Source organism: Nitrospira sp. Ecomares 2.1 (genome assembly GCF_965152585.1).
Map to the genome: position 1 here is coordinate 1513140 of NZ_OZ224219.1, position 25250 is coordinate 1538389.

A 25250-nucleotide genomic window follows, 5' to 3' on the forward strand; every position below is an offset into this window, starting at 1 on the left:
GTACTTTGCAGCAGGCCGTCATTGATTACTTGGGGTGTTCAATAGAATATCCAGCTTCTGTCCAGGCATTCATACTTCCTTCCACATTATAGACATTCTGATAGCCCAACCCCATTAAGGTTTCGGCAGCAATATTGCTGCGGTGTCCGGATTGGCAGTACACCACGATGTGCTGATCCAGTTTCGCGTTGAGCTCTCGGTGTCGTCCTTGCATTTCTCGAAAATCGATATTGAAATCCGTTCCGGGAATGAAGCCACTCATATGTTCGTCCGGACTCCGAACGTCGATGAGCACAAATCCTTTTTGTTTGGACTGGGAAGACTTTTCAAGTCCTGCTTTAAGTTGCTGAACTGTTAAAAGATAGGGCTCAGCAGTAACGATGGGGAGATTCCACCATCCCGAGAAAAGAAGAGCGATTGTTAGGGAGAAAAATAAACGTTTCATGGTTATCCTCCATAGTATTGGGAATGGCTTTCTTGTTTTGAAGAAGTTAAGGAAAATGGCATTGTCCCATTTGAAAAGGAAATTGAGCAGGATATTGTTGAGCGATTGTTTTAAAATTGTATGGTTGGTTAGGAGGGACGGTCAAGCGAGTTATCCCGAATAGAAGAGTCCCGCCAAGGTTATGAAATTGAAAAGGGCATCATCGATTAATTTGAGATGGATCGTGTTAGAAAAATAGGATGCCTACCCGTTGAGGCTGTAAGGATTGGCTGAGGTGTCCAACCGTGGGGGGAATAGTTTGAGGACTTACCGGGTGGAAGGAGAAGTTTGTCTTAAATCTTCCAAGGTGAGAAGGGGGAGCAATTGAATGCCCATGTGGGCCAGATGGCTTTTCCCTTCATTTTCGGATCGATCCACAACTACTAACCCATGTGTCACAATTAAGCCCTGAGCGCGAGCTGATTCTGCGGCCTTTACCAATGATCCGCCTGTTGTTAAGACATCGTCGACCACTAAAGCTGTTTCCCCGGGATGAATAGTGCCTTCAATTAATTTGCCCAATCCATGATCCTTAGGTTGTTTGCGTACGACGAACGTTCGCCATTCCCGCTGTGGATCGGCTCTATAGCCAAAATCCGAAATGCAGGTGGCCAGGGGAATCGCTCCGATTTCCAACCCGCCAATAAGCGTGAAATCTAAGGATTTAAGCCGGTGATAGGCTAATTGAGCCACAAGATGACGTGAGTGCGGATGAGCCAATACAATACGACAGTCAACATAATAGGGGCTGGTTTTCCCTGAGGCGAGGCGAAAGCCTTCTTGCTGATTCCATTTGAAGGCTTCCAGCTGATGGAAGGCCTGAATGAGGGCATTTTTGGGCATAGGAAGTTTATAGGACATTATGGTTGAGTCATAGGCGAATTCCTTCTACCATTACGACTTCAAGATCTGCAACAGGGCGCGGAAAAGATTATGGTGATATAAGGGGAATGTTCGAGTGAAATCGGAATGCGATGGTGTTGGGCGAATCTTGCCTCCTCCCCCCTTGAGCGTTAAGAACTCCAAGGCCAAAAAAGAACTCAGCGTGAAGGAGTGTATCGAATGTTTAAAGTAAAAAAACGTCCATTGAAAAAAGAAAAGCCTCCGGTTCTTTATAATATTCTAGAGAACTATACGGATTATGATCCCCCTGGAAATGTAATGGTGTGCGGAATGACGGAACCCGAAGATCTGGAGATGCATGCACGAGTCCTGTCTGAAAGTTATGATATTCCTCTTGAAGACATAACGGGCGTGCTTCAAGACGGGGGGGTTTATCTCTATCCGCATGAAGGTACGCTGGTTACAAAAGGCGCATTCGTGTGTCGCGTGGATCCTCTTGGCAAAGATCCGAAACACACGTGGGTCATGGATCTTGAGCAATATGCGGCGGCGGAGCGCATGCGTCAAAGTTATGGTGTGACGTTGGAAGAAGCCATGGAGCGGGTTTTTTATCGAGGACTTCCTCAGGAATTGCAGGATCGGTTGCGGCAAAAAAATTTAGGAATTGATTTGACAAAAGTCGACTCGGGTATCTCGTGTGGTGGAGACATTCAATTTATTGATTTTCGAAAAGATTGGTCTCCTCATTTTAAACGAAAATGTGTCATGCCTGATGGACGATTGATTGAGATCAGTGGGCTCCATGATTTTGCGCAACTGCATGGCATCAGCATAGAGGAGACCCGTGCGTTGTTCGATCACGGGGGGACTCTTGCGCTGAAAGATGGTGGGGGCCTTGCCTGTCAGATTATCAATGGCCAGCCATCCGTGGCTCGCTTTAATTCACGCCAATTCAGTAAAGCCAAAGCTCTCGCCAAGGAAAAAGGCCTTCATATGTTGGACGCCTTAAGTGAAGTGGCTTATCAAGATCCCGTGTTGATGCGAGCGCTTCGTCGTGCAGAAAACCCCTCATTCTAAATGTTCCTTGATTTTCCTGTGGGGCAAGTTCCAATACCGGATTTGCTCAAGGTGATAACCTCCAAGGATAGCGTCTTGAGCTGTCCTCACGCCATTTCCTTCATGTTCCTTCCCTGATCTATTCCCAACCAATCGAATCGTAACCTCGTTCCGAAAGACATCGGTTGACGAACGCCTGGTGGGCTGGTGTGGGTTGCGAAGCCTGGAATAAGCCACGAATAAAGCCAATGGTCGCACCTGTCGCGGCACCTATGGCTGCTCCAATACCCACTCCTCCTCGAAGGGCGCCACTGACTGCTCCGACGGCACCCCCTGCTCCCGCCCCAACGGCAGTATTCCCGGCCACTGTCGAGGCTTCGTGTTCTGGGACATAATCCTCTGCAAGCTGTTTGCATTCCTCAATGTCCTGTTCAGCTCGATCGGGGCCAACTTGTTGAAGATGATCGTTGGGATAGAGGACCGGGCGAGGGCCAGAACACCCAAAGCCTAGAATGCAGACACTAGAGATGCTAAGAGAGACAATAAAGGACTGAAAATGGGAATGGGGCATGCTCTGTGCTCCTTTAATATAGGAAATCGTGTGTTTAATGAGAGAGGGTGTTTGGTGGCCGAACAAATCTGGCGCTTAGACGCATGAGCCATTTTTTAGGAATGAATGGAGTGATCCAGTGTGTTGCCAGTCCTTGCCACCCAATAGTCACGAGGGATTGCTTGGATTTTAGGGCCTTTAATGATTTTTGTACGACGTCCCGTGGAGTGTGAGGGGAAGCCATGTGGCGTGGACAATGTCCTGCCGTTTTATGGAAATCGGTTTCGGTATAGCCGGGACAGCACACCTGGATGGTCACCCCCCTTTCCCTGGCCTCCATCGCCACGGCTTCAGAAAAAGATATGATAAAGGCTTTGGTGGCGGCATATTCCGCCATATAGGGAATTGGGAAAAATCCTGCTACGGACGCCACATTGATAATTGCACCCTGCCGTCGATTCATCATATCGGGTAGGAAGAGTCTTGTGCTTTCTGTGGTCACATGGATATGGACCTGTAGCATGTCTTGAATAGTTGGGAGTGACATGTCTGCAAATAAACTATACAGGCCAAAACCGGCATTGTTGACAAGCAATGACACATGAGGCCGAAATGATTGAGCCAAACTGTAAAGGATTTCCGCCGCGTGAGGTCTGGCCAAATCCAGTGTTTCTGTCCAGACCTGAATAGAAGTGGTCTGTTGAATCTCCTTGGATAATTCAAGTAGACGGTTTTGGTCCCGGGCAACCAAAAGAAGGTCAAAACCTTGAGTTGCTAAGGCTCTGGCATATTCGGCTCCAATCCCTCGTGAAGCTCCTGTGATGACAGCAAATGGCGTGATATTTTCCATGGAAAAAATCTGAATAAATCGTTCAACCATAAAAGGCTTTCTTCCTACAGGTCAACTCTGGATTGAATGTTAAGCGCTGAGCATAAAAAAGTCGTTATGGGTTTTAAACAAAGCATGATCATGAAATAAGCCGGAAATTATTAAGAATTATCGAGGATGTGCCGAATAAAACCGGTATGCGCCGATCAATCGGTTATTTGAAGCCGATTGCCTGAACTCACCACAAACCAGAGGACTCGATAACCGATATGAGTGCCGACGGAATTGACAATAGGTTGAAAGCCTGCGGGTCGAGCTCGGCGATTGGTGTGCTTGAGTTGCCTGATGCCGCCACACCATCAAAGGCTGTCATAAAAAACGTCAATTTAGAGCAGGCCCTGGCTGATATTGAAGAACAAGCCGGAGGATTAGTAAAGACGACAAAGCAGGTGATGGCCTCGTTTAAAAAAATTAAAGATGCCGCAAAAGTGGGGGATTTGATCAATCTTCGAAAATTATTAGAGGAAGGGAAAGAGGTGACGCTGAGTTTGGGTTGTGACTTTGTGAAAACCCAGGAACGTCTGAACTTTGATGAAGCCGGGTACCTGGAGGGCAAAGCGTTTCGCCAGGAACTTCTCACGACTGCACAGCAAATGGGTGTCAATCTCTATGAACACGATGGGTATTTGTTTTCCTATCCAGTCTTATTGCGCATACTTCATAAAGAACGGGCGGTCGCCATTGACCGAATGCGGGAAAATCGGCTTCGTCCTTCGGTCTTGGTCAAACGATTAAAGGAAGTTCAAAATAAACCCCTTCGATTTAAACCACAAACGTTTCTCGAGATGGTTTTTACGGCCTATTCCATCGTGGTGGCGGGTCGAGGGAAGCATCTCATTGGTAAAGGAACTGTGATTCCACTTTTGGAACTCTATCAACTTCTTACGCTCCTTCCTTGGCAGGCCAGTGAATACACGAGACAAGAATTTGGGCGGGACGTCTATCTACTGGATAAAAGTGGAACCATTACCACCAAAAACAATCATCGGGCAAACTTTCATGCGAGTACCGGGGTGCGGGATGCCACCAAGACGTTAACCGTGATTGCGCAAGGGGGACGGGAGAAAACTTATTATGGAATTTCCTTTGTCCAGGCGGGATAAGCGGGTCGGGATGGTATTTAAGTTTCCCTAGGGTGAGCCGAGAAGACGAACTAGATTAACAGGATATTGAGGAAAAATTTATGTCTCCACAGGAATGGTTGAACGTTCTGAAATCCGCCTATCTCCAAGGGTTTATTCGTCGGGGAGGATCGGCCGTCAAATTTGCGGTAGTGGACGAGGCTCAGAACACCAAGTCTGTGAGCATGGAGGTGGGGGACCTGTCACGAGAGCAGGGCTTTGTCACGATTCACGCAGATTCTTGTTGTACGAAAGTTCAACTCATTGATCTTCTGTTTAAGGAAATGGCCAGACAAATCGATTGGGATGCCTTGGCGTTTGAATATGTCCAAAAGCTGTTTCGAGAACATCAATGGAAGATTCCTGAACGAAGGGGGGAATGTTGCTGGTCTTCTGTGGCCTCTCTCAATAGTTGCGATGAATCCATGATGAAGCGAGAAATGAATGCCTGGTTGGAAGGGGCCTTGTTTCAGGATTTTCACATGAGTCGGGAATTTCGATTGGCCATGATTCAGTTGTGTTTAGCCCAGCTGGAATTACCTGACAGTCCGTCTAAAGAGCCGGCAGCGATCAGGGCCTGGCTTCGAGGCGAACTGAAGCAAATGGCTACTCTCAAAAAGTTATTAATATTTGAAAAGGTCACCCGCAGTAATGCGCGTGACCTCATTGCGTCCTTGTCCCATTGGACCCGCCTGGCGGGAAAACCCGGTATGGTTCTGACCATCGATATTTCAGCCTTTACAGGCGGGAAGGATGTCGGGGCCACCTCTTTGAATTATTCGCCCTCTGCGGTCATGGATGCCTATGAAATGCTGAGACAATTCATTGATGGCAGTGATGAAATCGAAGGGTTGTTGGTCGTGGTTGTCACCTCACAAGCCTTTCTCTCGGATCAACGGGTGGGGCTGAATCGGTATGAAGCCTTAAAGCTTCGAATCTGGGATGATGTCCGGGATAAAACCCGTCAAAATCCTTTTGCGCCCATGGTCAGACTGACCGACCAGACCGAAAAATTTACCCAGGGCAGTCTCCTGGCAAGAGTGGGAAGCCGAAAAGAAGATGTACAGCATCAACGGGTCATTGAATCCTTGCGGGCGGGTGTACCGAGTCAAGGCGTCGTCAAGGCGTTAGGCTGTCCACAACCGATGGTCAAATCCAAATTTCAACAGATGTTACAGGATGCCCAGGCCAGCATACATAAGGGTTGGACTACAAAAGGGATGTTGATTGAAGGAGGATTTGGAACGGGAAAATCCCACCTACTGGAATCCTTAAGCCACATGGCCTTGGATTCCAGATTTGTATGTAGCAAGGTCGTGATCAGTAAGGAAACGCCTCTGTATAGTCCCGCATTGATGTTTCGATCTGCCATTGAGTCTGCTGAAATCCCCGAAAAGCGAGGAGATGTCTTGGCGGAGGTGGCAGCAGATTTGAATTTCAAGAGTCCTCAGTATGCAAATTTTTACGAATGGGTGCATCGTCAAGGCGGGGAAATTGATGGGCGCTTTGCTGCCACGGTATTTTTGTACGAACGCATGGTCAATGACCCGGAACTCAGTCATCGGATCATTCGGTTTTGGGCAGGGGACCCCTTGACCGATGCTGAAATCAAGCGATATCTCAAATCCTGCGATGCCAATGTCTCTTATCGATTCGAACGGGTCTCGCCAATGGAGATGGCGTTGCAACGGTTTAAATTTGTTTCACGACTCATGATTGCGGCTGGATATTCTGGTTGGATTTTACTGATCGACGAAGCGGAAATTATTGGACGGTACTCCTTTAAGCAGCGAGCCCAATCCTATGCGGAATTAGCCAGGTGGCTGGGTAGACTGGAAGCTTCCAGCTTTGCGGATCTTGGCTATAAATCCGGATTGGCGGCGGTGATGGCGCTAACCGATGATTTTCAAAGTGCGATTCTGGATGAAAAAGGTGATCGGGAAAAAGTGCCAGAAAAACTGCGTGAAACAGGATCAGAAACCGATTTAGTGCTGTCCCGCCAAGCGGAACAGGGCATGCGACTCATCGAATGCGAGCGCATACCCTTGGTTGGTCCCTATGATCAGCTGGTGGAGGAAATCTACCATAAAATTCGTTCCATTCATGGTGCGGCGTATGGGTGGGAACCACCTCAGGTCCCCACGATTGAGCGGTTATCCAGCACCCGGATGCGTGAATATGTCAAAGGTTGGATTACCGAATGGGATTTAACACGTCTTGATCCAACACAAAAAGTCGAAATTGAACTAACGGAAATTCGACAAGATTATTCAGAAGATCGTGAATTAGAAGGTGATCAGGAAGGAATGCTTCACCCGGCACTCTCCGAATCCATTTAATCCGGGGTTTGACCAAAATCGCCGTCATCAGGATTTTTGAATATGGCGAGCAAAATATTCAAATCGAAACTTTCGAGGGCGGAGTACACGTTTCTTCAGCATAGATCACGGTCTTTTCGTCAGCCTGTAAAAACCAACCCGCGTTTGCATGTGACTTTTTAACCTGTGAAGGATACAACCAATGGAGTTACGGCCCCAAGAATGGTTTTATACGCTTCGGCAAGAATATCTGCAACGATTTATTGGGCAAGGAGGCTCATCGGTCAAGTTTGTGGTGACAGACTCTGACCCGGATAGAGTGGGCGTCCAAAATCATTTGGCGGTCCTGGCTCAGCAGGAAGGGTATGCCTGCATTTCGGTTGATGCCAAAGACACCAAAATTCATATGATGGATAAATTCTTTCATCAAATTGCTCGTCGAATTCCATGGGATGACCTGGCTTCACAATTCGTTCGTCGACTTCTTCAAGAAAATGGGTACCAAATCCCGGAGAACAAAGAAGAGTTTTGCATGGCTGGAGTCGCCCGGATGAATGAACGGGCGGAACCTTTATTGCGACGAGATTTAAATAGTTGGTTAGAGCGGGCCATCTATCGAGATACGCAGATGTGCCAGGAATTTCGTATGGCCATGATCCGATTGTGTTTGGGCCAAATGGACTCTGGCTCGGAAGTCCCCTTTATGACCGAACCGGTTAAGTCCTGGCTGGGCGGGGAGATTCGTCAGATTTCAGCTCTCAAAGAAGCCCTTATTTTTCAGAAAATTAACCGGACGAATGCTCGATATATGTTTGTTTCGTTATGCCGTTGGTTACGGTTAGTAGGGATAACAGGGTTAGTCGTGTCCCTGGACTTGAGTCGATGTTTGCTCAGTAAGAAACCTGACGATCCTGAAGGCTTGTATTATGGCGTCTCGGCCACGTTAGATGCCTACGAAATGCTTCGCCAGTTTATTGATGGGACGGATGAATTGGAAAGTTTTCTGCTGGTGGTCCACGTACCGCAAGAATTTTTGACAGATGAGCGTCGGGGGCTCAATCGGTATGAGGCGCTGAAGTTGCGTATTTGGGACGAAGTCCGTGATCGTCAATACCAAAACCCATTAGGGGCTTTGATTCGTCTTGGATCTCAACAGCCCGGGGACGCCCACGATACCGGAAAGAGGGAATACAATGACCGGCCTGCCATGGCCAATGGTGATGTTGGACATCAACGAGCCATGGAAGCCTTGCGATCCGGGGTGCCGAATCGTGATGTGGTGCAGGTACTTGGAAGCCACCAACCGGACCTGGAGGGAAAATTCAGACGGCTGATTCAACAGATGGAGGCAAACGTTCCTCATGAAATGCCTACAAAGGGTATCGTGATTGAAGGAGGGTTTGGGAGTGGAAAGTCCCATCTTCTTCATGCGTTGCAACAGGTGGCGCTGGAGCAGAACTTTGTCTGTAGTCCCATTGTAATCAGTAAGGAGACTCCATTGTACAATGGAGTGCCCTTCTTTCGTGCAGCCATCAATAATGCCATTGTTCCCGGAAAACATGGCGATGCTCTAACCGAAATAGCCGGTGAACTGAATTTCCAAAGCCCGCAGTATGCCGATTTATTTGATTGGGTGCATCGGAAGGACCAGGTCTGCGATTCCCGATTTGCTGCCAGCCTGTATCTCTATGAGCGGATGATCAATGACCCGGAGCTGAGTCATCGTATGATCCGGTATTGGGCAGGAGATCCTATAAGTAATAGCCAACTCAATAAATACCTTCAGGGGTGTCCGCCGGAAAACCCGTATGTGTTTAATAAAATATCCAGTCAGGATTTGGCCTTGGACCGGTTTCAATTTGTTTCGCGCTTGATGGTCGCTGCCGGCTATAAAGGGTGGATCCTGTTAATTGATGAAGCGGAGATCATTGGTCGGTATTCCTTTAAGCAACGGACTAAGTCTTATATGGAGGTGGCGCGGTGGATGGGGGTGCTAGCCGATCATTCATGTCCGGCTATTGGGGCCATTGTGGCTTTGACCGATGATTTTCAAAGTGTGGTCTTGGAAGAAAAACAGGATTCTCAGAAAATTGAGCAGATGTGTCAGGAGGAATCGACGGATGAAGCTCATATGCAAGCCTTGCAGGCGGTCCAGGGTATCCGGCTTATTGAACAGGAGGGCGAACCATTAGTTCGTCCCTATGAATCAATGGTAGATGCGTTATATGAGCGGCTTCGGACGCTTCATGGGTCCGCCTATAGCTGGACACCGCCACCCGTTTCCGCTGTAGAAAAATTATCCAGTACCCGGATGCGCGAGTATGTGCGAGGGTGGATTACCGAATGGGACTTGCGACGATTGTACCCTGATGCCCAGTTGGACATTGAAATTCTTGATGTGCGGCAAACGTATGACGAGGATCAGGAACTGGAGCCCAGTATGGGTGATGACACTGACCCTGGAAAGATATCAGAGTCGGAAGAATGCTTGATGGCAGTCGCCTTACAAAATCAAGCTCCCGTGTGAGTAAGGGGGCCAGCCGGGAAGGGTCGACCGAAATGCGCAGCGGCCATCCTATCGTCGGGGAATGAGTGGCTTAATTTAGTAGCGTGAGGGTCGGGTTGTCTTCCAATCGGCTGGCTTCTGCTTCGGTGGCATTTTTTGCGATGGATGTTAGCTCCCAGTGCAATACCTCGTGAGCAATTTTACCCAATTGGGATTCCCTTCTTCCCCTCCATCCCTTCCAGACGTAATCAGGTCTGATTAGTTGACGTGCCAGTCAAGACTGGCGGTGCAAATTCCAAATTTTCACCGGGAACAATAGGATGGCAGTACCAGGTTATTGGTGGAGAACGGTCATGATACAGGAGCCCAGATGAGACCCATCGGTGGCTTCTGATGTGCTTCCCCTCCTTTCCGCTCTCACATTGAAGGTACAGAATCATATCAATGATCGGATGTGTACCCTTAATGATTTGAACAGTTTGATCTACATATGGCGGCCGATTCAAGCGCAATTCATTGGAAGAAATTGCAAGGCAACATTATCGGGGCAATGGGTTGAGGGAGGGCTCAAATTGGAACGAGGCTCAATTTAGTTGGTAATGATCCGATAGCGTAAGGCAGAGGACCGCCCTCGAAGAGGGAGGGGTTTGAAAAGCCTGAATTGAGAATAGGAAAGACCTTTGTCTGTATCTGAGTTGACGCCTCGTAAAGAATTGCCATTGTCGGTTTTGAGACTGTGGCGCATCTGTGTGAACAGGATCATGGGAGCCATGGAGCTCTTACACCAGCATACGATTTTGCTGTTATCCGTGCTCTTTGGACTTTGCCTTATCGTGATTTATTTGCATATTTCCCAATTGAAATCTCAAATGGTGACGGTCATGGCCTTTCGGGGATCCGAGATCTATACCAGAGCATTGAATGAGATGCGGATATGGTACACCGTCGAGGTTGTTCAACGTCTTCATGCCCAGGGAATCGAAGCCTCGGAAGGGTATCGAGACCATCAGGGCGAAATCCCTCTCCCTGCGACTCTAAGCCGGGATCTGGGTCGTCGATTGGTGGCCGGGCGACCAGGCGAACAATTGAAGTTAATGAGCCCCTATCCGTTTCAAAATAGAGTGAAATCAGGGGGACTTATGGATAGCTTCCAGGGAGAGGCCTGGGAATTTTTCGCGCAACATCCTGATTCTGATGAGCCATTCTATCGGTTTGAACAAGTCGATGGGCGTGAGTCCCTCCGTTTTGCGAAAGCCGATCGAATGCAGAAGGAATGTGTGGAGTGTCATAACAGACATCCGGATAGTCCGAAGCGTGATTGGCAGATCGGGCAAGTGGGCGGCTTGTTGGAGGTTGTCTATCCCATTAATTCGGTAGAGACAATCATGGGCATGAGTTGGCTCGGAACTTATGGATTGATGGGGATGTTGGTCGTCATTTGGATGGGAGGATTCTGGTTAGTCGTCTTAAAGCTCGGACGGGTAGCAAGCGAATTGGAAGAGGAGGTTCGAGACCGAACCGGCGCGCTGCAAAGTGTCAACAAACATTTGGAATTAGAGATTCATGATCGCCAATTGGCCGAAGATACCCTTCGGCAGGCGAAAGATAATCTGGAAAAGCGAGTCCAGGAGCGAACGGGAAAGTTGGCTGCCTCAAATGCGGAACTCATTCGGGAGGTTGCGGAGCGGAAGCGGGCCGAGGAGGACATACGCAAACTCAATTCCCAGTTGGTTCAGCGTTCGGCGCAACTTGAGGCGAGTAATAAAGAACTTGAGGCATTTAGTTATTCGGTCTCCCATGACTTGCGGGCCCCCTTGCGGGGCATCGATGGGTTTAGCCAGGCGGTACTGGAAGACTATGATGAAAAGCTTGATGAGTCAGGGCGAAGTTATTTGCGTAGGGTGCGGACTGCCAGTCAACGAATGTCTCAGCTTATCGATGCCATGCTCAATCTTGCCAGATTGACTCGGGCTGAAATTCATACACAGACCTTTGATATGAGCGCCGTAGTTCGGGGGGTTCTTGACGACTTGCAGAAGGTGGAGCCGGACCGGCAGGTAGAATGTATTGTGGCCAATGATGTATTCGCCACCGCTGATCCGCAATTACTCCGGGCGGTTCTAGAAAATTTGTTAGGTAACGCGTGGAAGTTTACCCAGCAACAAGCTCACCCTCGTATCGAATTCGGTTATGGGCAATACAAAGGGCAGGCCGCCTACTTCGTCACCGACAATGGGGCGGGTTTTGATATGACCTATGTGCATAAACTCTTCGGGGCGTTTCAACGGCTTCATGCCTATACTGAATATCCTGGAGTGGGTGTGGGACTGGCGACGGTGCATCGGATAATTCAACGGCATGGCGGTCAGATTTGGGCAGAGGGAGTCGTAGGCAAGGGCGCAACCTTTCATTTTACGTTGTAAGGGAAACGAAGGAGGAGACGATGACGAACAAAGCAATTTTGTTAGTAGAAGATCATCCCGATGATGAAGAGCTGACGATGCGGGCGCTCAAGAAAAACAATATAAAAAATGAAGTCGTGGTGGCCCGTGATGGTGTAGAGGCGTTGGAATATTTATTCGGAACCGGAGCTCATGCCGGTCGGGATTTAAGCAACATGCCTCAAATAATCCTGTTGGACCTCAAGCTTCCCAAGATTGACGGGCTGGAAGTGCTTCGACGGTTGCGAGCTGATGATCGGACAAAGTTTCTCCCGGTGGTTGTGCTCACGTCGTCCAAGGAAGAGCAGGACATTGTGAAAAGCTATCAACTTGGTGCCAATAGTTATGTTCGTAAGCCAGTGGACTTTCAAGAGTTCTCTCAGGCGGTTCAAAACCTTGGGCTCTATTGGCTGATTTTAAATGAATCGGCACCGGAAAGGGTGTGATACATGTGAGGTCCATAGGGTTACTAACCTGGTTGGGGGGCGTCTGGTTGCTTTGCGAGGATCCGAGGGATGGTGCAGTCATTCCTGGTCGCGTATATTGAACAACCTTTTCATGAGATTTGGATTATTCCCGCTCCCATTCTGTCTGTCAAAGGTTCCAACAGGTGTCAACTTTTCAGTGACATCAAATAAGAAAGAAATGCCCGTTCACCGCGCAATCTGCCTAGCTTCCTGAGTCCAGCCTTTCGGATCTTGAATCTCTTATCTTTTGTTTTCATAAGGTTTTCTCTTCTCTATCTTATGCAGTTTGGCCCCCGGCATATCCCTTGCTCCGGGTAATAGATACGAATCTTCCTACCAATCTTTCCAAGGAGGGGGCCATGAGACGAATGCTCACATGGGATATACCTGAATCCGTGATGACACAAGATCAAGCATGGAATCCAAAACGAAAATATATAGCCGAAAGCGTTGGGCTGGTGACCCACCGGGCGTCAAGAGGCAGTGCGACCGGTATAACCTGTTGTGCCAAATGTGGCAGTGAGGTCAAAGTCTTTGTTTCTCCCAGACGAAATCCCCATTCCAGTAAATTAGGACGTGCAGTCTCGTTAAAGGATCATGATCTGTGTCGGCGCTGTTGGCGGAAGTTGATGCATCAACAACGAAAAACCGGGGTGGTGACATTGCCCATTTCCTTCTTTGTGAAAGAGGAAAGTCTCCGACCTCGCCTGCTGGTGCCTACAATTAGTTCTGTGCCCAAACAAGCTTCCTAATCCTCAACACGAAGAAGGCTGAGGGAGAGGGGAATCGCCTCATCCGCAATGATATGTGGCACTTGGACTCCTGGCAGGAAGTTCAGTTAGACGAGGCAGTCGCCGCAACTTGGCTCTGTTGAATGAATCCTTTCGCAAGGGCCGCATTTTGATACACAACCTTCAACGCCAGGTTCCCGAACGGACGGCGTACGACCTTCAATAATACCTGTCCCTCTTCAAACCCCAAATTCAGCTCGTTTTGTTTTCCAGCAAGAAACGATTGCTTGGTCGGTTCGGTGAGGTCCTGTGTGAGGTGATAACTATCTCCTAAGATTATTTGTAACTGCTCGAACCAGTCCTCCGTGAATTGCCCCATATCGATGGTAATTTTTGCCAGTTTCCGGACCGGTTCGGGTGTGCCTGGAACTGTGTCGGGTAAGTAGGTTAACTCCAAATATCGATTTTTATCGGTCAATTCATAGAGGCATTCCGTCGAACTTTTGCAGGCCGGTAAAGCGGATACGTCTTGTTCCGTCATGCCAAATTTTAAATCGCGGAAGCCATCAATTCCGGGCTCTGCCAACCCTAGAGGTCCAAAAAGAAGGATGGAAGAATAGGCGAGGAGTGAGCAGGCGCGTATGCAGAGGATGCGGGAAAGTAGTTTCATGACTGAAGGTTCCTTAATGGTGAAGATAGAAAATTAAAGAAAAAAGGCCGATCTAGGGGATGTAGGCTGATTTTCATGGGTGGTTCACCATAACAAACCTTTCCGGAAAAAGGCGATGAGGCACTGCACGAGGACTAACAGATTGAGGCAATAGTCTTTTTTGTGGTACTCAGAAAAGAAATTGTTGAGCGGGGGTCGTGAGAATTGCGGCTTTTTTTAAGTTTCGGGTATTGATTACCGCTGTCCTGAGTAGTTTTAGGGAGATTCCTGATAAATCTGGAGAAGTGGCCCCATCCAATAGCGCATGGGTCGGTCCCCTTCAGCTGCCTTATGAGGAAGATGGGCGACATACCAAAAGACCACATTGGTCTCTTGGACGCTTTCATCACTTTTGGATTCCAAATCCCCACGTGCGCCGAATGGCCAGCCGGTATCTTCATCCCGGTAGAATTTTCGAATCGAGACATCACGATTTGAAAAATTATTCGAATGGCCATCAAAAGGACCTGGAATAATCCAGACACCCTGTCCGGTGGGATAATCCCGCACAAACCAGACGCGATCCTGGCTATTGCTGGCGGGTTTCTTGGCATCCTCCTCAACCAGGTATTTTTCCCACCCCGGCCCCCAACCGTTGTCGTTTGTAGAATTCCGGTCCAGGACAAAGACCTGATCCTGATCGGATCCGCCAATATCAAAATCCAGGCGCCAGTAGGCATGGTGATCATGGTCGGTATTACAGGAGAGATTCCAGCTCTGAACACTGGGATATAAACGACCGTCTTCGCTCAAATACCAGGCTTGATACAGATGGTATTGACCAATTTTGGCATAGACACCTAATTCCAACCACTTGACCCCTTGGATGGTATGTTCGGCCTGACACAGCTGTTTGCCATCGCAGTTAGGATTCTTTTTAAGGCGCGGTGGGCTGATCCGGTCTTCGAATGGTCCGCATCGGCCACTGGACCGCCCAAGCCCAAACCAACTAAACGGATGCCAGGCCGGCCACTCCCGAACATACTTGACCCGGATCACCGGCAAATCGGCTTTACCTAAAATCTGTTTGCCTTCATAAGACACATTGCGTAGCCCTAGGCCAGCAGCATCCTTCATCTCAAGATGTAGGTCCCACGGTCCCCACGTAAACGGTTTGGATTCCCAGTCAGCCAAGGCGGGGCTGACAGCCAACACACTGGTCAATGCGACACCGACGATGAAATATCGAAATGATGCCATGCGACCGACTTCTTGTTTGGGAATAGTCATTGGGGTCCTGCCTCCTTGCCTGCGTCCAAGACGGTCTGAGAAGTGAGGTCAACTCGGGCAAAGTAGAGTGCCGAACTCTCCGGCATTTCAGAAAATGTGACCCACAACACGCGGTCCCCAAATCCCGCTTCATCGCTCACCCAGAAATACCGGTATTCTTCAGGTGAGGTGAGAATGGCATGTCCGTGCAGATGCTGAATCTCTTGGGCAATTCGTTGATCTGCTCGTGCCAGTTCAATAGCGGCGGTGATTTCTTCTTCACCTTCTTCGGGTTGGTAGCCTTCACGCGGATCCTGCTGGACAGAAGACATTCGGTCGTTTTCCATGCAGACATGCACGGCCACATTGTGGGTGTAACTGTAGTAGGTTAACCGATAGGCGGAGGCATCGGAATTCGATGCCCGTTCGGTCGTTCGAGAGTTACTTGAGTCGTCTCCCTGGAGGATTACCAGGCATTGGTCGGCAGGGACTTTCTCGGTATTGATGTAGGCAAATCGCTCGCCCAATTGGGTCTTCACGTCCGGATCCCGTTCTGCTGTGGCACGTAAGCCAGGTTGGTTGGAATCGACAATGATAATCTCCGGTCCGGGAGCGGATAGGGTCGTAGGAGACATGGCATCGACGGGGCGTCGCGGACCGCCTTCTGGTGGTAATTCCAATGGTAATTCTACCAGTGGAGGGGGATGGAAGGGCAGGGGTTTTTGGGGAACCTTTGTCAGTTCGACGCTGGAACAGCCCAGAAAAAAGCTGCCAAGGACCCAACCGGCCACCATAATGATTTGCGAAGTCAAATTTGCCTTCATGAGGCCGGCTCTCTAGGTCGAGAATGAAAAGACCTGTGTCAGCATTGATCAAACAGGATGACCTTAAAAATTCTGTGTAATAAAAGCAAGAGAGGCAGGACAATCCCCTGGAAGGTACCAAGGAAGATATTCGAAGCGTTGATGTGGTTTGGTCAGGGTTGTAATGAACGCTGAACTCATATGACTCTATTCCAAATGGCGGTTCGGGACCTCAGGAGTAGAAAGTTTTCACCTACGGAGGCATGCATGAAGCACCTTGTTCTGGGCATACGAATGACACGGTATTTGGTAAGCGTGTTTTTAATAAGTGGATTTTTGGGATTTGGACAGACTGTCCAGGCGAATGAATTTTTAAATTGGGATGCCTTACTCAAAAAGTATGTGGCCTCCAAGACTATCGAAGGGATAACGCTGTATGCCGTGAATTACCAGGCACTTGGTCATGATCCGCTATACAGAAGAGTCATTGCCGATCTGGAGAAGGCACCAGTGGAGGGCTTCAGCACACAGGAAGAGAAGTTGGCTTTTTGGATCAACGCCTACAACATCATGGCCGTCAAAATGGTGTTGGATCATTATCCACTCAAAAGCATCAAAGATGCCGGAGGATTATTTTCTTCGGTTTGGAAACTCAACGTGGGAACGGTTCGCGGGAAGGCACGAACACTCAATGAAATTGAACATGACATATTACGCAAAATGGGGGAACCCCGGATCCATGTGGCGATCGTTTGCGCCTCCTTGAGTTGCCCTGACATACGGCCGGAAGCCTATACGTCAGAGCGATTGCATGAGCAACTGGATGACCAGATGAAGGCATTTTTAGCGAATCCGAACAAAGGGTTGCAGGTGGAGGAATCCAATCATCGCCTGTATCTCTCCTCCATCTTTAAATGGTTTGCTGAGGATTTTGAGTCCAAGGGAGGCGTGCGTCCGTTTTTAGCCATGTATGTCCCTGAACGGGTTTCTGCGTATTTAAAAAACGAAACATTCAGATTGAGATACTTGGACTACAATTGGAATCTCAATGCATTCAAATAAGCTTGGAAGGTAGGCCTGAAGCCAATCCCTTGTGGGGGGATATAACCATGGACCTCGGTTCGATGGTTGCATGAAAGGTCTCATTCAAATGTAAAGCCTCATGGGAACCATGTGGCCGGTAATTATTCATCACCTGTTTATCGCTTTTTGATGCCGCGAGTAGGCGGGGCTTGGAGAGGGTCATCGGGCCAGAAGTGTTTGGGGTAGCGGCCCTTCAATTCCTTTTTAACCGCTTGATAACCGGTGGCCCAAAAACTCGTGAGGTCCTGGGTGACCTGAACGGGGCGTCTGGCCGGAGAGAGGAGATGAATGAGAACGGGGACTTTGCCGTTGACCAGGCGGGGCGTGTCGCATTGTCCAAATATTTCCTGGAGTCGGACAGCCAGAACGGGAATCTCACCTGACAGATAATCCAAGGGAATGTGGGATCCTGTCGGCACGGTGAGATGGGTGGGCGCCAGGGTGTCGAGTGTTTGCCGTTGTTCTGGGGAGAGGAGTGCTTGAAGCGGCCAGGCCAGATCGATCCGTTTCAGCTGATTGAGACTTGAGAGATTGGTGAGATAGGGGCCAAGCCACTGGTCCAATGTGTGAAGAAGTGTGTCATCCGAGACGTCCGGCCAGGTAGATCCCGGTTCCGTGACGCGTCGCAGAAATTGGACGCGCGCCTGCCAGTTTCTGAGGGTGGGGGTCCAGGGCAAACAGGGGAGGCCCGTGTTTCGAAGGCCTTCAAGAAGGACGGTCAACACCAAATCAGGATCGGGATCGGGAAGGCGGCTTTCCTCCAGAATGAGTTCTCCCAATCGTCGTTGCCGGATGGACCTGACCGTTTGCGTTGATCCATCCCACATTACAGAATCCGTTGACTGTATGAGATCCCCGCAATGAGTAATCAGATCTTCACGTGAAATCGGGACAGCCATATAGATGAGTGCCGTCGCTGGCGCTCCATTAAGGTCTGCGATAACGAGCCATTCTTCATGCTCCAATGGATCGGGGTGATGGAATCGCGCGCTTCGTCCATTGGCTAGGCGGTATCGTCTGGCCTCATCGGATTGTCGTTGCGCAATACGGTCGGGGTAGGCCAGCGCCAGGAGTACACCCATCTGATCAATCTGCTGCTTGGGGACATGCCGGGGAGTCGTGATGTGAAGTGTTCGTTGCCATGCCTGAGAGACTTGGCGAATACGTTGGAGGGTTCCCCTATCAAAGAATCCGGTATCCCTCTGGGCATGGGCGCTACCATAAAGCACATCAAACCTGGCGCGAAGATCGGCATGCTCTCGTGCCGTGGATCCCTTGAACAGGTCCCGTTCACTTAAGGATGCGGCGAGATCACAGGCCAAGGCTCCTGAGTCCAGCTCCTTCCCCTTCAGGACCATATGCGCAAGCCGCGGGTGCATGGGGAGCTCGGCCATAGACCGGCCATGATCGGTAATGTGGCCTTGGGCATCGAATGCGCCAAGGGAGTGAAGAAGTTGTCGTGCCTGAGCCATGGCCCCCGAAGGAGGAGAATCCAGCCAGAGCAATTCCTGTGGATCCTGAATGCCCCATTGTGCCAATTCCAACGCAAGAGAGGTCAGGTCTGCATCCAGAATTTCCGGTGCGGTGCGCGGGGTGAAGGTACGCTGTTCAGCCTCAGACCAGAGCCGCATACACAGACCGGGTTCCAGACGTCCTGCCCGCCCGCGACGCTGTTCGGCAGATTGTTGTGAGACCGTGAGGGTTGTCAGCCGGCTCATACCGCTGCGTGAATCAAACCGTGGGATGCGCATGAGTCCGGTATCGATGACAATGCGAATGCCTTCAATGGTCAGACTGGATTCGGCAATGTTGGTGGCTAATACCACTTTGCGCCATCCGGGAGGCGGCGGAAGAATGGCCTGGTCCTGGGCTTGGGCGGACAAATCACCATAGAGCGGAGCGATAAGGATGTGTGAGCCAAGCGGAAGGTCCGCCAAGATTCGCTCTATTCGTCGGATTTCTCCGGCTCCCGGAAGAAAGACCAAAAGGTTGCCCGGTTCGGTCTTCAGCAGGCGATGAATGGTCTGTGCCACTTGAATGGCAAAATTTTTGACATCCGGTTTTCCGACGTAGCGGGTTTCAACGGGAAACATGGTTCCCTCGCAGGTGACCACCGGAGCCTGTTTTAATTGTTGCGAAATGGCTGCAATGTCCAGTGTGGCGGACATGATCAAGAGTCGAAGGTCTTCTCGAAAGACCTTCCGGGATTCCAGACATAGGGCCAGACCCAGATCGGCTTGCAGACTGCGTTCATGGAATTCATCAAAGATGACCAGGCCATAGCTCTCTAATGATGGATCGTGTTGAAGTATTCTTGTGAGAATGCCTTCGGTCACCACTTCCAGTTTGGTATTCGGGCTAATTTTGGTATCCAACCGGGTTCGGTACCCGACAGTGGTGCCAACGGCTTCACCCAGGAGATCAGACATGCGGCGTGCTGCTGCGCGCGCAGCCAACCGTCGGGGTTCCAGCATGATGATGGTTTTGGGAGTCAGCCACGGTTCCTGGAGAAGAGCCAGCGGGATCTGTGTCGTTTTTCCGGCGCCCGGCTGTGCGGTGAGAAGGACGATGGGCTGTTGGTTCAGCGTCTGTCGTAATTGGGGAACGACGGCATCAATAGGATAGGATGGGCGCTTCATGGAGGATTATGCGAAGGTGGGAATATGGACCCATGGTTTCTGAATAAGTCGCAACGCTCTCATGTTGACAAGGAACTTACCTGAAAAGACCAAGGGGGAGCATCTCATTCACATTTAGATGCATGGTCTTACCATATTGCGAACATTCGAGGTACACTGAATTATTGAAAAAAATTGCTCTCAGGTGTCAGATGTCCGGGATGCTATTGACTGAACAAATTGCTGTGAATGTGACCAATTAAATCAGGAGGAAATGAACCAATGAGGACAGGTAGGAAGGGGAAAATTTTCGCAGGTGTTTGCGGGATGATGGGACTGTTCATGATTGCCTCACTCGCGATGGGGAGTGAGCCTGGATTTGATTCCTCAAAGGGAATGCTCACAGTGGATGGTCATGTGGTTCCGGATATTGGCCCCCTTCCGACGGTGGTCCCAACACCACCGACAAATCTGAATTATGCCGCAAAAATTTCCTTGGGCAAACAACTGTATTTTGATGGACGGTTATCCAAAAACAATGCGATCTCCTGTGCTTTCTGTCATAACCCTGTCACGGGATTTGCCGATCCCAATCAAACTTCGGCGGGAGTTGGAGGACTGCGGGGAGGCCGGCAATCGCCGACTGTCTACAATACCGCATTTAATCCCTTCCAATTTTGGGACGGTCGAGCCGGCTCTCTGGAAGAACAGGCCATTGGTCCTATTCATAATCCCGTTGAGATGGCCGAGACCCATGAAAGTGTCGTTCCTAAAATTGCGAAAATAAAAGGCTATGAGGAAGAGTTCCAGAAAGTATTTGGAACCGGTGTCAGTTTGCAGGGAATCGCGGAAGCGATAGCCGCCTATGAACGCACCATCATTTCCACCGATTCGACTTTTGATAAATTTGTTTTAGGTGATCCAAAAGCGATGGGCGAAGACGCCAAACGTGGGATGGACGTGTTTAAAGGAAAAGGCCGGTGCATTCTGTGTCATAACGGTTCTAATTTTACGGATAATCAGTTTCACAACCTCGGCGTGCCACAAGTCGGACCGATGAAAGAAGATTTGGGCCGGTATTATGTGACTCTTCGAGAACGCGATAAAGGCGCATTCAAAACTCCAACGCTTCGAAGCATTACTGAATCCGCCCCGTATATGCATGACGGCGCTTTTAAAACATTAGAGGAAGTTGTCGACTTTTTCGATGAAGGTGGGAAGGCGAATCCTCAGTTGAGTCCGTTGATGAAACCCCTGGGATTGACACCGCAGGAGAAAACCGACCTTATTGCTTTCATGAAGGCATTGACCGGCGAACCGATTCCATTTGAGTTTCCAACGTTACCAGAGTAAAGCGGATTAAAAGGAAAATCGGTGGATACTCGTTTCTAAGCTGGTATCGTGATCGTGTGTACCATGCTGCCTGTGGGAAAGGTGTTGGCAGATAATCCCACAGACATTGGGGAGCGAGGAGACCTATTGTCTGAATTGTCACGGGGCCAAAGACCTGGGTAATCGTTTGGTGACGGTCTGACGCCTATGCCCGCCGACCTCTCCTCCGAAATATTCTAGAAAAAAAACAGAAGAAGATGGTTTGAAAATATTCGAGAGGAAAATTCGGGGAACACCATGTCCTGCTGGAAGGGAGAGTGATTCTGGCCGTTCAAACGGAATGTCCTCACTTATCCGCGAGGGCTTGAGAGATCATTCAACGAGTGAGGGAAACTCAGAGAAGGTCTAGTGGGTGGGGAGGAGCTAACACGTTGTTTAACGCAGGCCATCTATAAAGGATTGACTAATTTCCCCTCTGGCCACTTCGGTCACAGGGCCTTTCATCGTAATGTTGTATTGAGAATCAACGGTAATATCTAGAGTACCCCCCTGGGCTTTCACCCTTACGGGGCTTTTGACTAAGCCCAATCGGACTCCTGCAGAGGCTGCCGCACAGGCCGATGATCCGGAGGCTTGTGTTTCCCCGGCACCCCGTTCCCAAATCAAGATAGAAATGGCTCGCGGCCCGGTGGGTATGGCAAGTTGGACATTGGTTCGTTTCGGGAAAATAATATGATTTTCCAGTTCAGGGCCGATCTCAAGAAGGTCCTGGCGGGTCCATTGTTCTTCCTGTTTCTTATACACCACGCAATGCGGATTTCCGACGCTGACGCCTGTAAACCGAAGAGATTGCCCTGCAGCCTTGACCGGCTGCTGAATCAACTCAGGCACCCGTAAGGTGCAGGGGAGGGAGATGGGTTGAAACGATGCTCGTCCCATGTCAACGGTGGCCCCATTCACGAACCCATGACCGTTGAGGTCCAGATGAATCTCAACCAGGCCGCCCTTGGTTTCGACGGTAAAGTGTTTTTTCCTCGTTTGCTTGGTGTGGTACAGATAGCAACCGAAAATCCGCAGTCCATTACCGGACTTTTCCGCCTCACTGCCGTCAGGGTTGTAAATGCGCAGACCAAAGTCGGCTTTTTTGGAAGGGCCGAGCGCCAGAATGCCGTCACTTCCTACTCCCCAATGCCGATCACAAAGAGCCCGGATGGTCCGCGGTGTGAGTTTAAAAGACATTTTGGCCGGGTCGAGGGCAATATAGTCATTCCCCAAGCCATGTCCTTTGAAAAAAGTGTTGTTCATGCCTGCTCCACAATGGAATGGACTGCTATCGGGTGATCGGCCCTGCCTACAAGGCTTTTTCCCGGCTGGACGGTAGGGCCTGAATTATACGTAAAAATGTTGAAAGAGGAAAGCACTTAAGGGGAGAAAACGTCGAAGAAGGCAAAATCTTATAGCGAATTAGCCAACCATTTGCCTGATAAGAACAGGAGCCGGTCTATCTTGATGATGGAGAGGATGCAACCAGGAGTTCGCGCAAGCCATTTATTAGAAGTATGGTGGAAAAAGATCACAATGGGGCGGTGTCCCACCTCAGATCGGTTCAATGCTTTTCCGAGCACATCGAACAGTCCATTTGCTCGAAAGCCTTATGGGTTGAATGGGAGGGAAGGGCCATGGGCCTCGCTGCCACGGGTTAGTGAAAGCGAGGCCAAAATATCAGATCAATCACGAGAAGAAGGTGGAGCTCATTGAGCCTTCTTGGACATGTTACGAGCCGACCGGCGTTCGTTGTCGGTGAGGTAGCGCTTACGGAGGCGCACATTTTTGGGAGTCACTTCGACCAGTTCATCATCTTCGATGAATTCCAACGCGAATTCTAAGGTCATTTCCCGTGGCGGGATAAGGTGAATGGCTTCATCGGTTCCAGACGCCCGAATATTGGTGAGTTTTTTCTCGCGAAGGGCATTCACGACCAGGTCGTTGCCTTTGTTGTTGACCCCCACCAGCATGCCCTCGTAAATATCGACTCCAGGATGGAGGAATATTTCTCCACGGTCTTGAAGACCCCAGAGACCATAGGCCACGGCCTGTCCAGGACCATGAGCAATGAGCACGCCGGTGGAACGATGAGGAATCTCTCCTTTAAACGGCTGGTATTCATAGAAAATTTGTGACATGACACCGCTTCCTCTGGTCATCCTCAATAATTCACCGCGAAATCCTAAAAGGGCACGCGAGGCAATGTGGAATTCCATGCGAACGGTGCCGACCGCGCTGATTCGTAGGTCTTTCATTTCGGCTTTCCGGCTGCCGAGCGCTTCGATAACCGCACCCTGATAACCGGGGTCTACCTCAATGACCACGAGTTCAACGGGTTCCAGGGTTTCGCCGTCCACCTCCTTGTAAATGACTTTGGGCGGGGATACCTCTAATTCAAACCCTTCCCGACGCATGGTTTCGATTAAAATGGACAAATGGAGTTCGCCTCGTCCCGAGACGGTAAATCGCTCGCCACCGTCGGCCTCCTCCACTTTAATACCGACATTCATCATGGCTTCGTGAGCCAGGCGCTCTCGAATGTGTCGTGACGTGAGAAAGCGCCCCCCGTCCTTCCCGGCCAAGGGGCTGGTGTTATGGGAGAAGTTCATGGAAATCGTCGGTTCATCCACGTTGACGGTCGGTAAGGCAGTCGGGTTTTGAGGAGAGGCTAAGGTTTCTCCCACCCGAACGTCCTGATGCCCGGCAAGGGAAATAATGTCTCCGGCTTGAGCGGAACCGGTTTCGACCCGGGTCAGACCCTGATAGGCCAGAAGCTTGGTGACCTTACCCCGAGAAATGGTGCCATCCCGTTTCACGGCGACGATCTGATTGCCGACTTCAATCATGCCATGGACAATCCGTCCCACAGCCACACGTCCGATATAGGAATCATATTCCAACATGGTCACCAGCATTTGAAACGGTTGCTCAGGATCAGCCACTGGCGGCAAGACCCGATGGATGATGGTGTCCAATAAAGGCTTCATGTCGACGGCAGGATCATTTAAATCCAGGGTGGACTTTCCTTCTTTTCCGGATGCGTACACAATGGGGAAATCTAATTGTTCGTCGGTCGCGTTGAGTTCACAAAATAAATCAAAGGTCTGATTTACGATTTCTTCGGGCCTTGCACTGGGACGATCGATTTTGTTGATCACCACGATGGGTTTGAGATGCAGTTCCAAGGATTTTTTCAGGACGAATTTGGTTTGGGGCATCGGGCCATCAAAGGCGTCCACGAGCAGGAGCACGCCGTCCACCATTCGCAGAATTCGCTCGACCTCGCTACCAAAGTCAGCATGGCCGGGGGTATCAACGAGATTGATGCGGGTATCTTTAAAGAGGAGGGAAGCATTTTTCGAAAAGATCGTAATCCCACGTTCTTTTTCTAATGGATTTGAATCCATAATGACCGCTTCGCCTTCTTTAAATACATGCGCGCCGGTTTGCCTGAGCAGGGCATCCACTAACGTTGTTTTGCCATGATCGACGTGAGCGATGATGGCGACATTGCGAAGGTCTTTTCGGCGTTTTTGATTCAGCATGAGAGTCGGTTCCTTTGTTGGGCACAACCAGACGAAGCATGAACGACATTGTTCTATGCTGAGGTTGCGTATCGAGGCCGGTCTGAGGAGATTTAGGCTAGGGCACCGGCCAGAACAGCCGGAGAATGGCTTGGATCCTGCAAGACGGTCGATTCTTGCAAAACCGTACAGGAAGATCAGTTCTAATGCAACTGGTTTTCCTTGACTTTCCTTAAATTTCAAAAAGCCCCCTCAACGTTTGACGGCCATTTTTTCCCCTTTCCTAAGGAAATTCTTGAAGGTGAGATTCACCGGAACCTACTTAGGCTCCGATTTAAACGAAGGCGATGAACCCGGGCAAATTAGGTGGCTTTAGAGTTTCAAGGCCATGGACTGACGTCGGGTAAAACCGATAAACGCAAAATGGTCTAATGATAGGGTGGAGGAGGTTTTCCCGTTCGCTCCAGGTGTTGGACCGGGATATTTTAGCTGAGACAGGGCCCTTTACCGTGTTATGCTGA

General features: G+C 49.8%; 19 protein-coding genes. 9 read left to right on the forward strand and 10 right to left on the reverse strand.

All coding sequences use genetic code 11. The features are described from left to right. Positions 1 to 25 precede the first annotated feature (25 nt). Together ACWHYD_RS06590 and pyrE are read right to left on the reverse strand one after the other, a co-directional pair. Positions 26 to 445, reverse strand: coding sequence for a rhodanese-like domain-containing protein (locus tag ACWHYD_RS06590; RefSeq protein WP_447965119.1), 420 nt, complete (start codon positions 443 to 445; stop codon positions 26 to 28). A 306-nt stretch (positions 446 to 751) separates the two neighbouring features. Further along, the gene (gene pyrE / locus ACWHYD_RS06595) at positions 752 to 1345 is read right to left on the reverse strand and encodes an orotate phosphoribosyltransferase (RefSeq protein ID WP_447965120.1); all 594 of its coding nucleotides are present in this window, start codon (positions 1343 to 1345) and stop codon (positions 752 to 754) included. A 201-nt stretch (positions 1346 to 1546) separates the two neighbouring features. Here pyrE and ACWHYD_RS06600 point away from each other — a divergent pair, with 201 nt between their 5' ends. Further along, complete coding sequence (locus ACWHYD_RS06600; RefSeq protein ID WP_447965121.1) at positions 1547 to 2404, forward strand: hypothetical protein; 858 nt, start codon at positions 1547 to 1549, stop codon at positions 2402 to 2404. 118 nt (positions 2405 to 2522) lie between these two features. Here ACWHYD_RS06600 and ACWHYD_RS06605 read toward each other — a convergent pair whose 3' ends face one another. After that, a complete protein-coding gene (locus tag ACWHYD_RS06605; RefSeq protein WP_447965122.1) occupies positions 2523 to 2954 on the reverse strand; it encodes a cell envelope biogenesis protein OmpA in 432 nt (143 codons plus the stop codon). A gap of 34 nt (positions 2955 to 2988) precedes the next feature. Beyond that, complete coding sequence (locus ACWHYD_RS06610) at positions 2989 to 3813, reverse strand: SDR family NAD(P)-dependent oxidoreductase (protein ID WP_447965123.1); 825 nt, start codon at positions 3811 to 3813, stop codon at positions 2989 to 2991. A 218-nt stretch (positions 3814 to 4031) separates the two neighbouring features. On the opposite strand from ACWHYD_RS06610, the gene ACWHYD_RS06615 reads away from it, so the two are divergent. The 6 genes from ACWHYD_RS06615 (at position 4032) to ACWHYD_RS06640 (ending at position 13427) form a co-directional block, all read left to right on the forward strand. Continuing rightward, positions 4032 to 4925 carry a hypothetical protein gene (locus ACWHYD_RS06615; protein WP_447965124.1) on the forward strand — a complete coding sequence of 298 codons (894 nt, stop codon included), beginning with the start codon at positions 4032 to 4034 and terminating at the stop codon, positions 4923 to 4925. Positions 4926 to 5005: 80 nt separating this feature from the next. Further along, positions 5006 to 7282 (forward strand): BREX system ATP-binding domain-containing protein, encoded by a 2277-nt coding sequence (locus ACWHYD_RS06620; protein WP_447965125.1) that lies wholly within the window; start codon positions 5006 to 5008, stop codon positions 7280 to 7282. 181 nt (positions 7283 to 7463) lie between these two features. Next, positions 7464 to 9788 carry a BREX system ATP-binding domain-containing protein gene (locus ACWHYD_RS06625; protein ID WP_447965126.1) on the forward strand — a complete coding sequence of 775 codons (2325 nt, stop codon included), beginning with the start codon at positions 7464 to 7466 and terminating at the stop codon, positions 9786 to 9788. A gap of 749 nt (positions 9789 to 10537) precedes the next feature. Further along, positions 10538 to 12190: an ATP-binding protein gene (locus tag ACWHYD_RS06630; RefSeq protein ID WP_447965127.1), complete on the forward strand. Its 1653-nt coding sequence runs from the start codon at positions 10538 to 10540 to the stop codon at positions 12188 to 12190. A gap of 20 nt (positions 12191 to 12210) precedes the next feature. Next, the gene (locus tag ACWHYD_RS06635; protein ID WP_447965128.1) at positions 12211 to 12654 is read left to right on the forward strand and encodes a response regulator; all 444 of its coding nucleotides are present in this window, start codon (positions 12211 to 12213) and stop codon (positions 12652 to 12654) included. 380 nt (positions 12655 to 13034) lie between these two features. Beyond that, complete coding sequence (locus ACWHYD_RS06640; protein ID WP_447965129.1) at positions 13035 to 13427, forward strand: hypothetical protein; 393 nt, start codon at positions 13035 to 13037, stop codon at positions 13425 to 13427. Positions 13428 to 13509: 82 nt separating this feature from the next. Here the strand turns inward: ACWHYD_RS06640 and ACWHYD_RS06645 are convergent, their stop codons facing one another. The 3 genes from ACWHYD_RS06645 to ACWHYD_RS06655 all read right to left on the reverse strand — a co-directional run bounded on the left by ACWHYD_RS06645 (position 13510) and on the right by ACWHYD_RS06655 (position 16148). Then, entirely contained in the window at positions 13510 to 14076 is a 567-nt protein-coding gene (locus ACWHYD_RS06645) for a hypothetical protein (RefSeq protein WP_447965130.1), read from the reverse strand. A 255-nt stretch (positions 14077 to 14331) separates the two neighbouring features. Further along, entirely contained in the window at positions 14332 to 15345 is a 1014-nt protein-coding gene (locus ACWHYD_RS06650; RefSeq protein WP_447965131.1) for a hypothetical protein, read from the reverse strand. After that, entirely contained in the window at positions 15342 to 16148 is an 807-nt protein-coding gene (locus tag ACWHYD_RS06655; RefSeq protein WP_447965132.1) for a hypothetical protein, read from the reverse strand. The genes ACWHYD_RS06650 and ACWHYD_RS06655 overlap by 4 nt, the downstream gene beginning before the upstream one ends. A gap of 246 nt (positions 16149 to 16394) precedes the next feature. Between ACWHYD_RS06655 and ACWHYD_RS06660 the strand changes: the two genes are divergently transcribed. Continuing rightward, positions 16395 to 17189: a DUF547 domain-containing protein gene (locus ACWHYD_RS06660; protein ID WP_447965133.1), complete on the forward strand. Its 795-nt coding sequence runs from the start codon at positions 16395 to 16397 to the stop codon at positions 17187 to 17189. A gap of 137 nt (positions 17190 to 17326) precedes the next feature. Here ACWHYD_RS06660 and hrpB read toward each other — a convergent pair whose 3' ends face one another. Further along, positions 17327 to 19849 (reverse strand): ATP-dependent helicase HrpB, encoded by a 2523-nt coding sequence (gene hrpB / locus ACWHYD_RS06665; RefSeq protein ID WP_447965134.1) that lies wholly within the window; start codon positions 19847 to 19849, stop codon positions 17327 to 17329. Positions 19850 to 20110: 261 nt separating this feature from the next. On the opposite strand from hrpB, the gene ACWHYD_RS06670 reads away from it, so the two are divergent. Continuing rightward, complete coding sequence (locus ACWHYD_RS06670; protein WP_447965135.1) at positions 20111 to 21181, forward strand: cytochrome-c peroxidase; 1071 nt, start codon at positions 20111 to 20113, stop codon at positions 21179 to 21181. Positions 21182 to 21595: 414 nt separating this feature from the next. Here the strand turns inward: ACWHYD_RS06670 and dapF are convergent, their stop codons facing one another. Together dapF and typA are read right to left on the reverse strand one after the other, a co-directional pair. Continuing rightward, on the reverse strand, positions 21596 to 22465 hold the full coding sequence (gene dapF / locus ACWHYD_RS06675; protein ID WP_447965136.1) for a diaminopimelate epimerase: 870 nt from the start codon (positions 22463 to 22465) through the stop codon (positions 21596 to 21598). 446 nt (positions 22466 to 22911) lie between these two features. Next, the gene (gene typA / locus ACWHYD_RS06680; RefSeq protein ID WP_447965137.1) at positions 22912 to 24750 is read right to left on the reverse strand and encodes a translational GTPase TypA; all 1839 of its coding nucleotides are present in this window, start codon (positions 24748 to 24750) and stop codon (positions 22912 to 22914) included. Positions 24751 to 25250 lie beyond the last annotated feature (500 nt).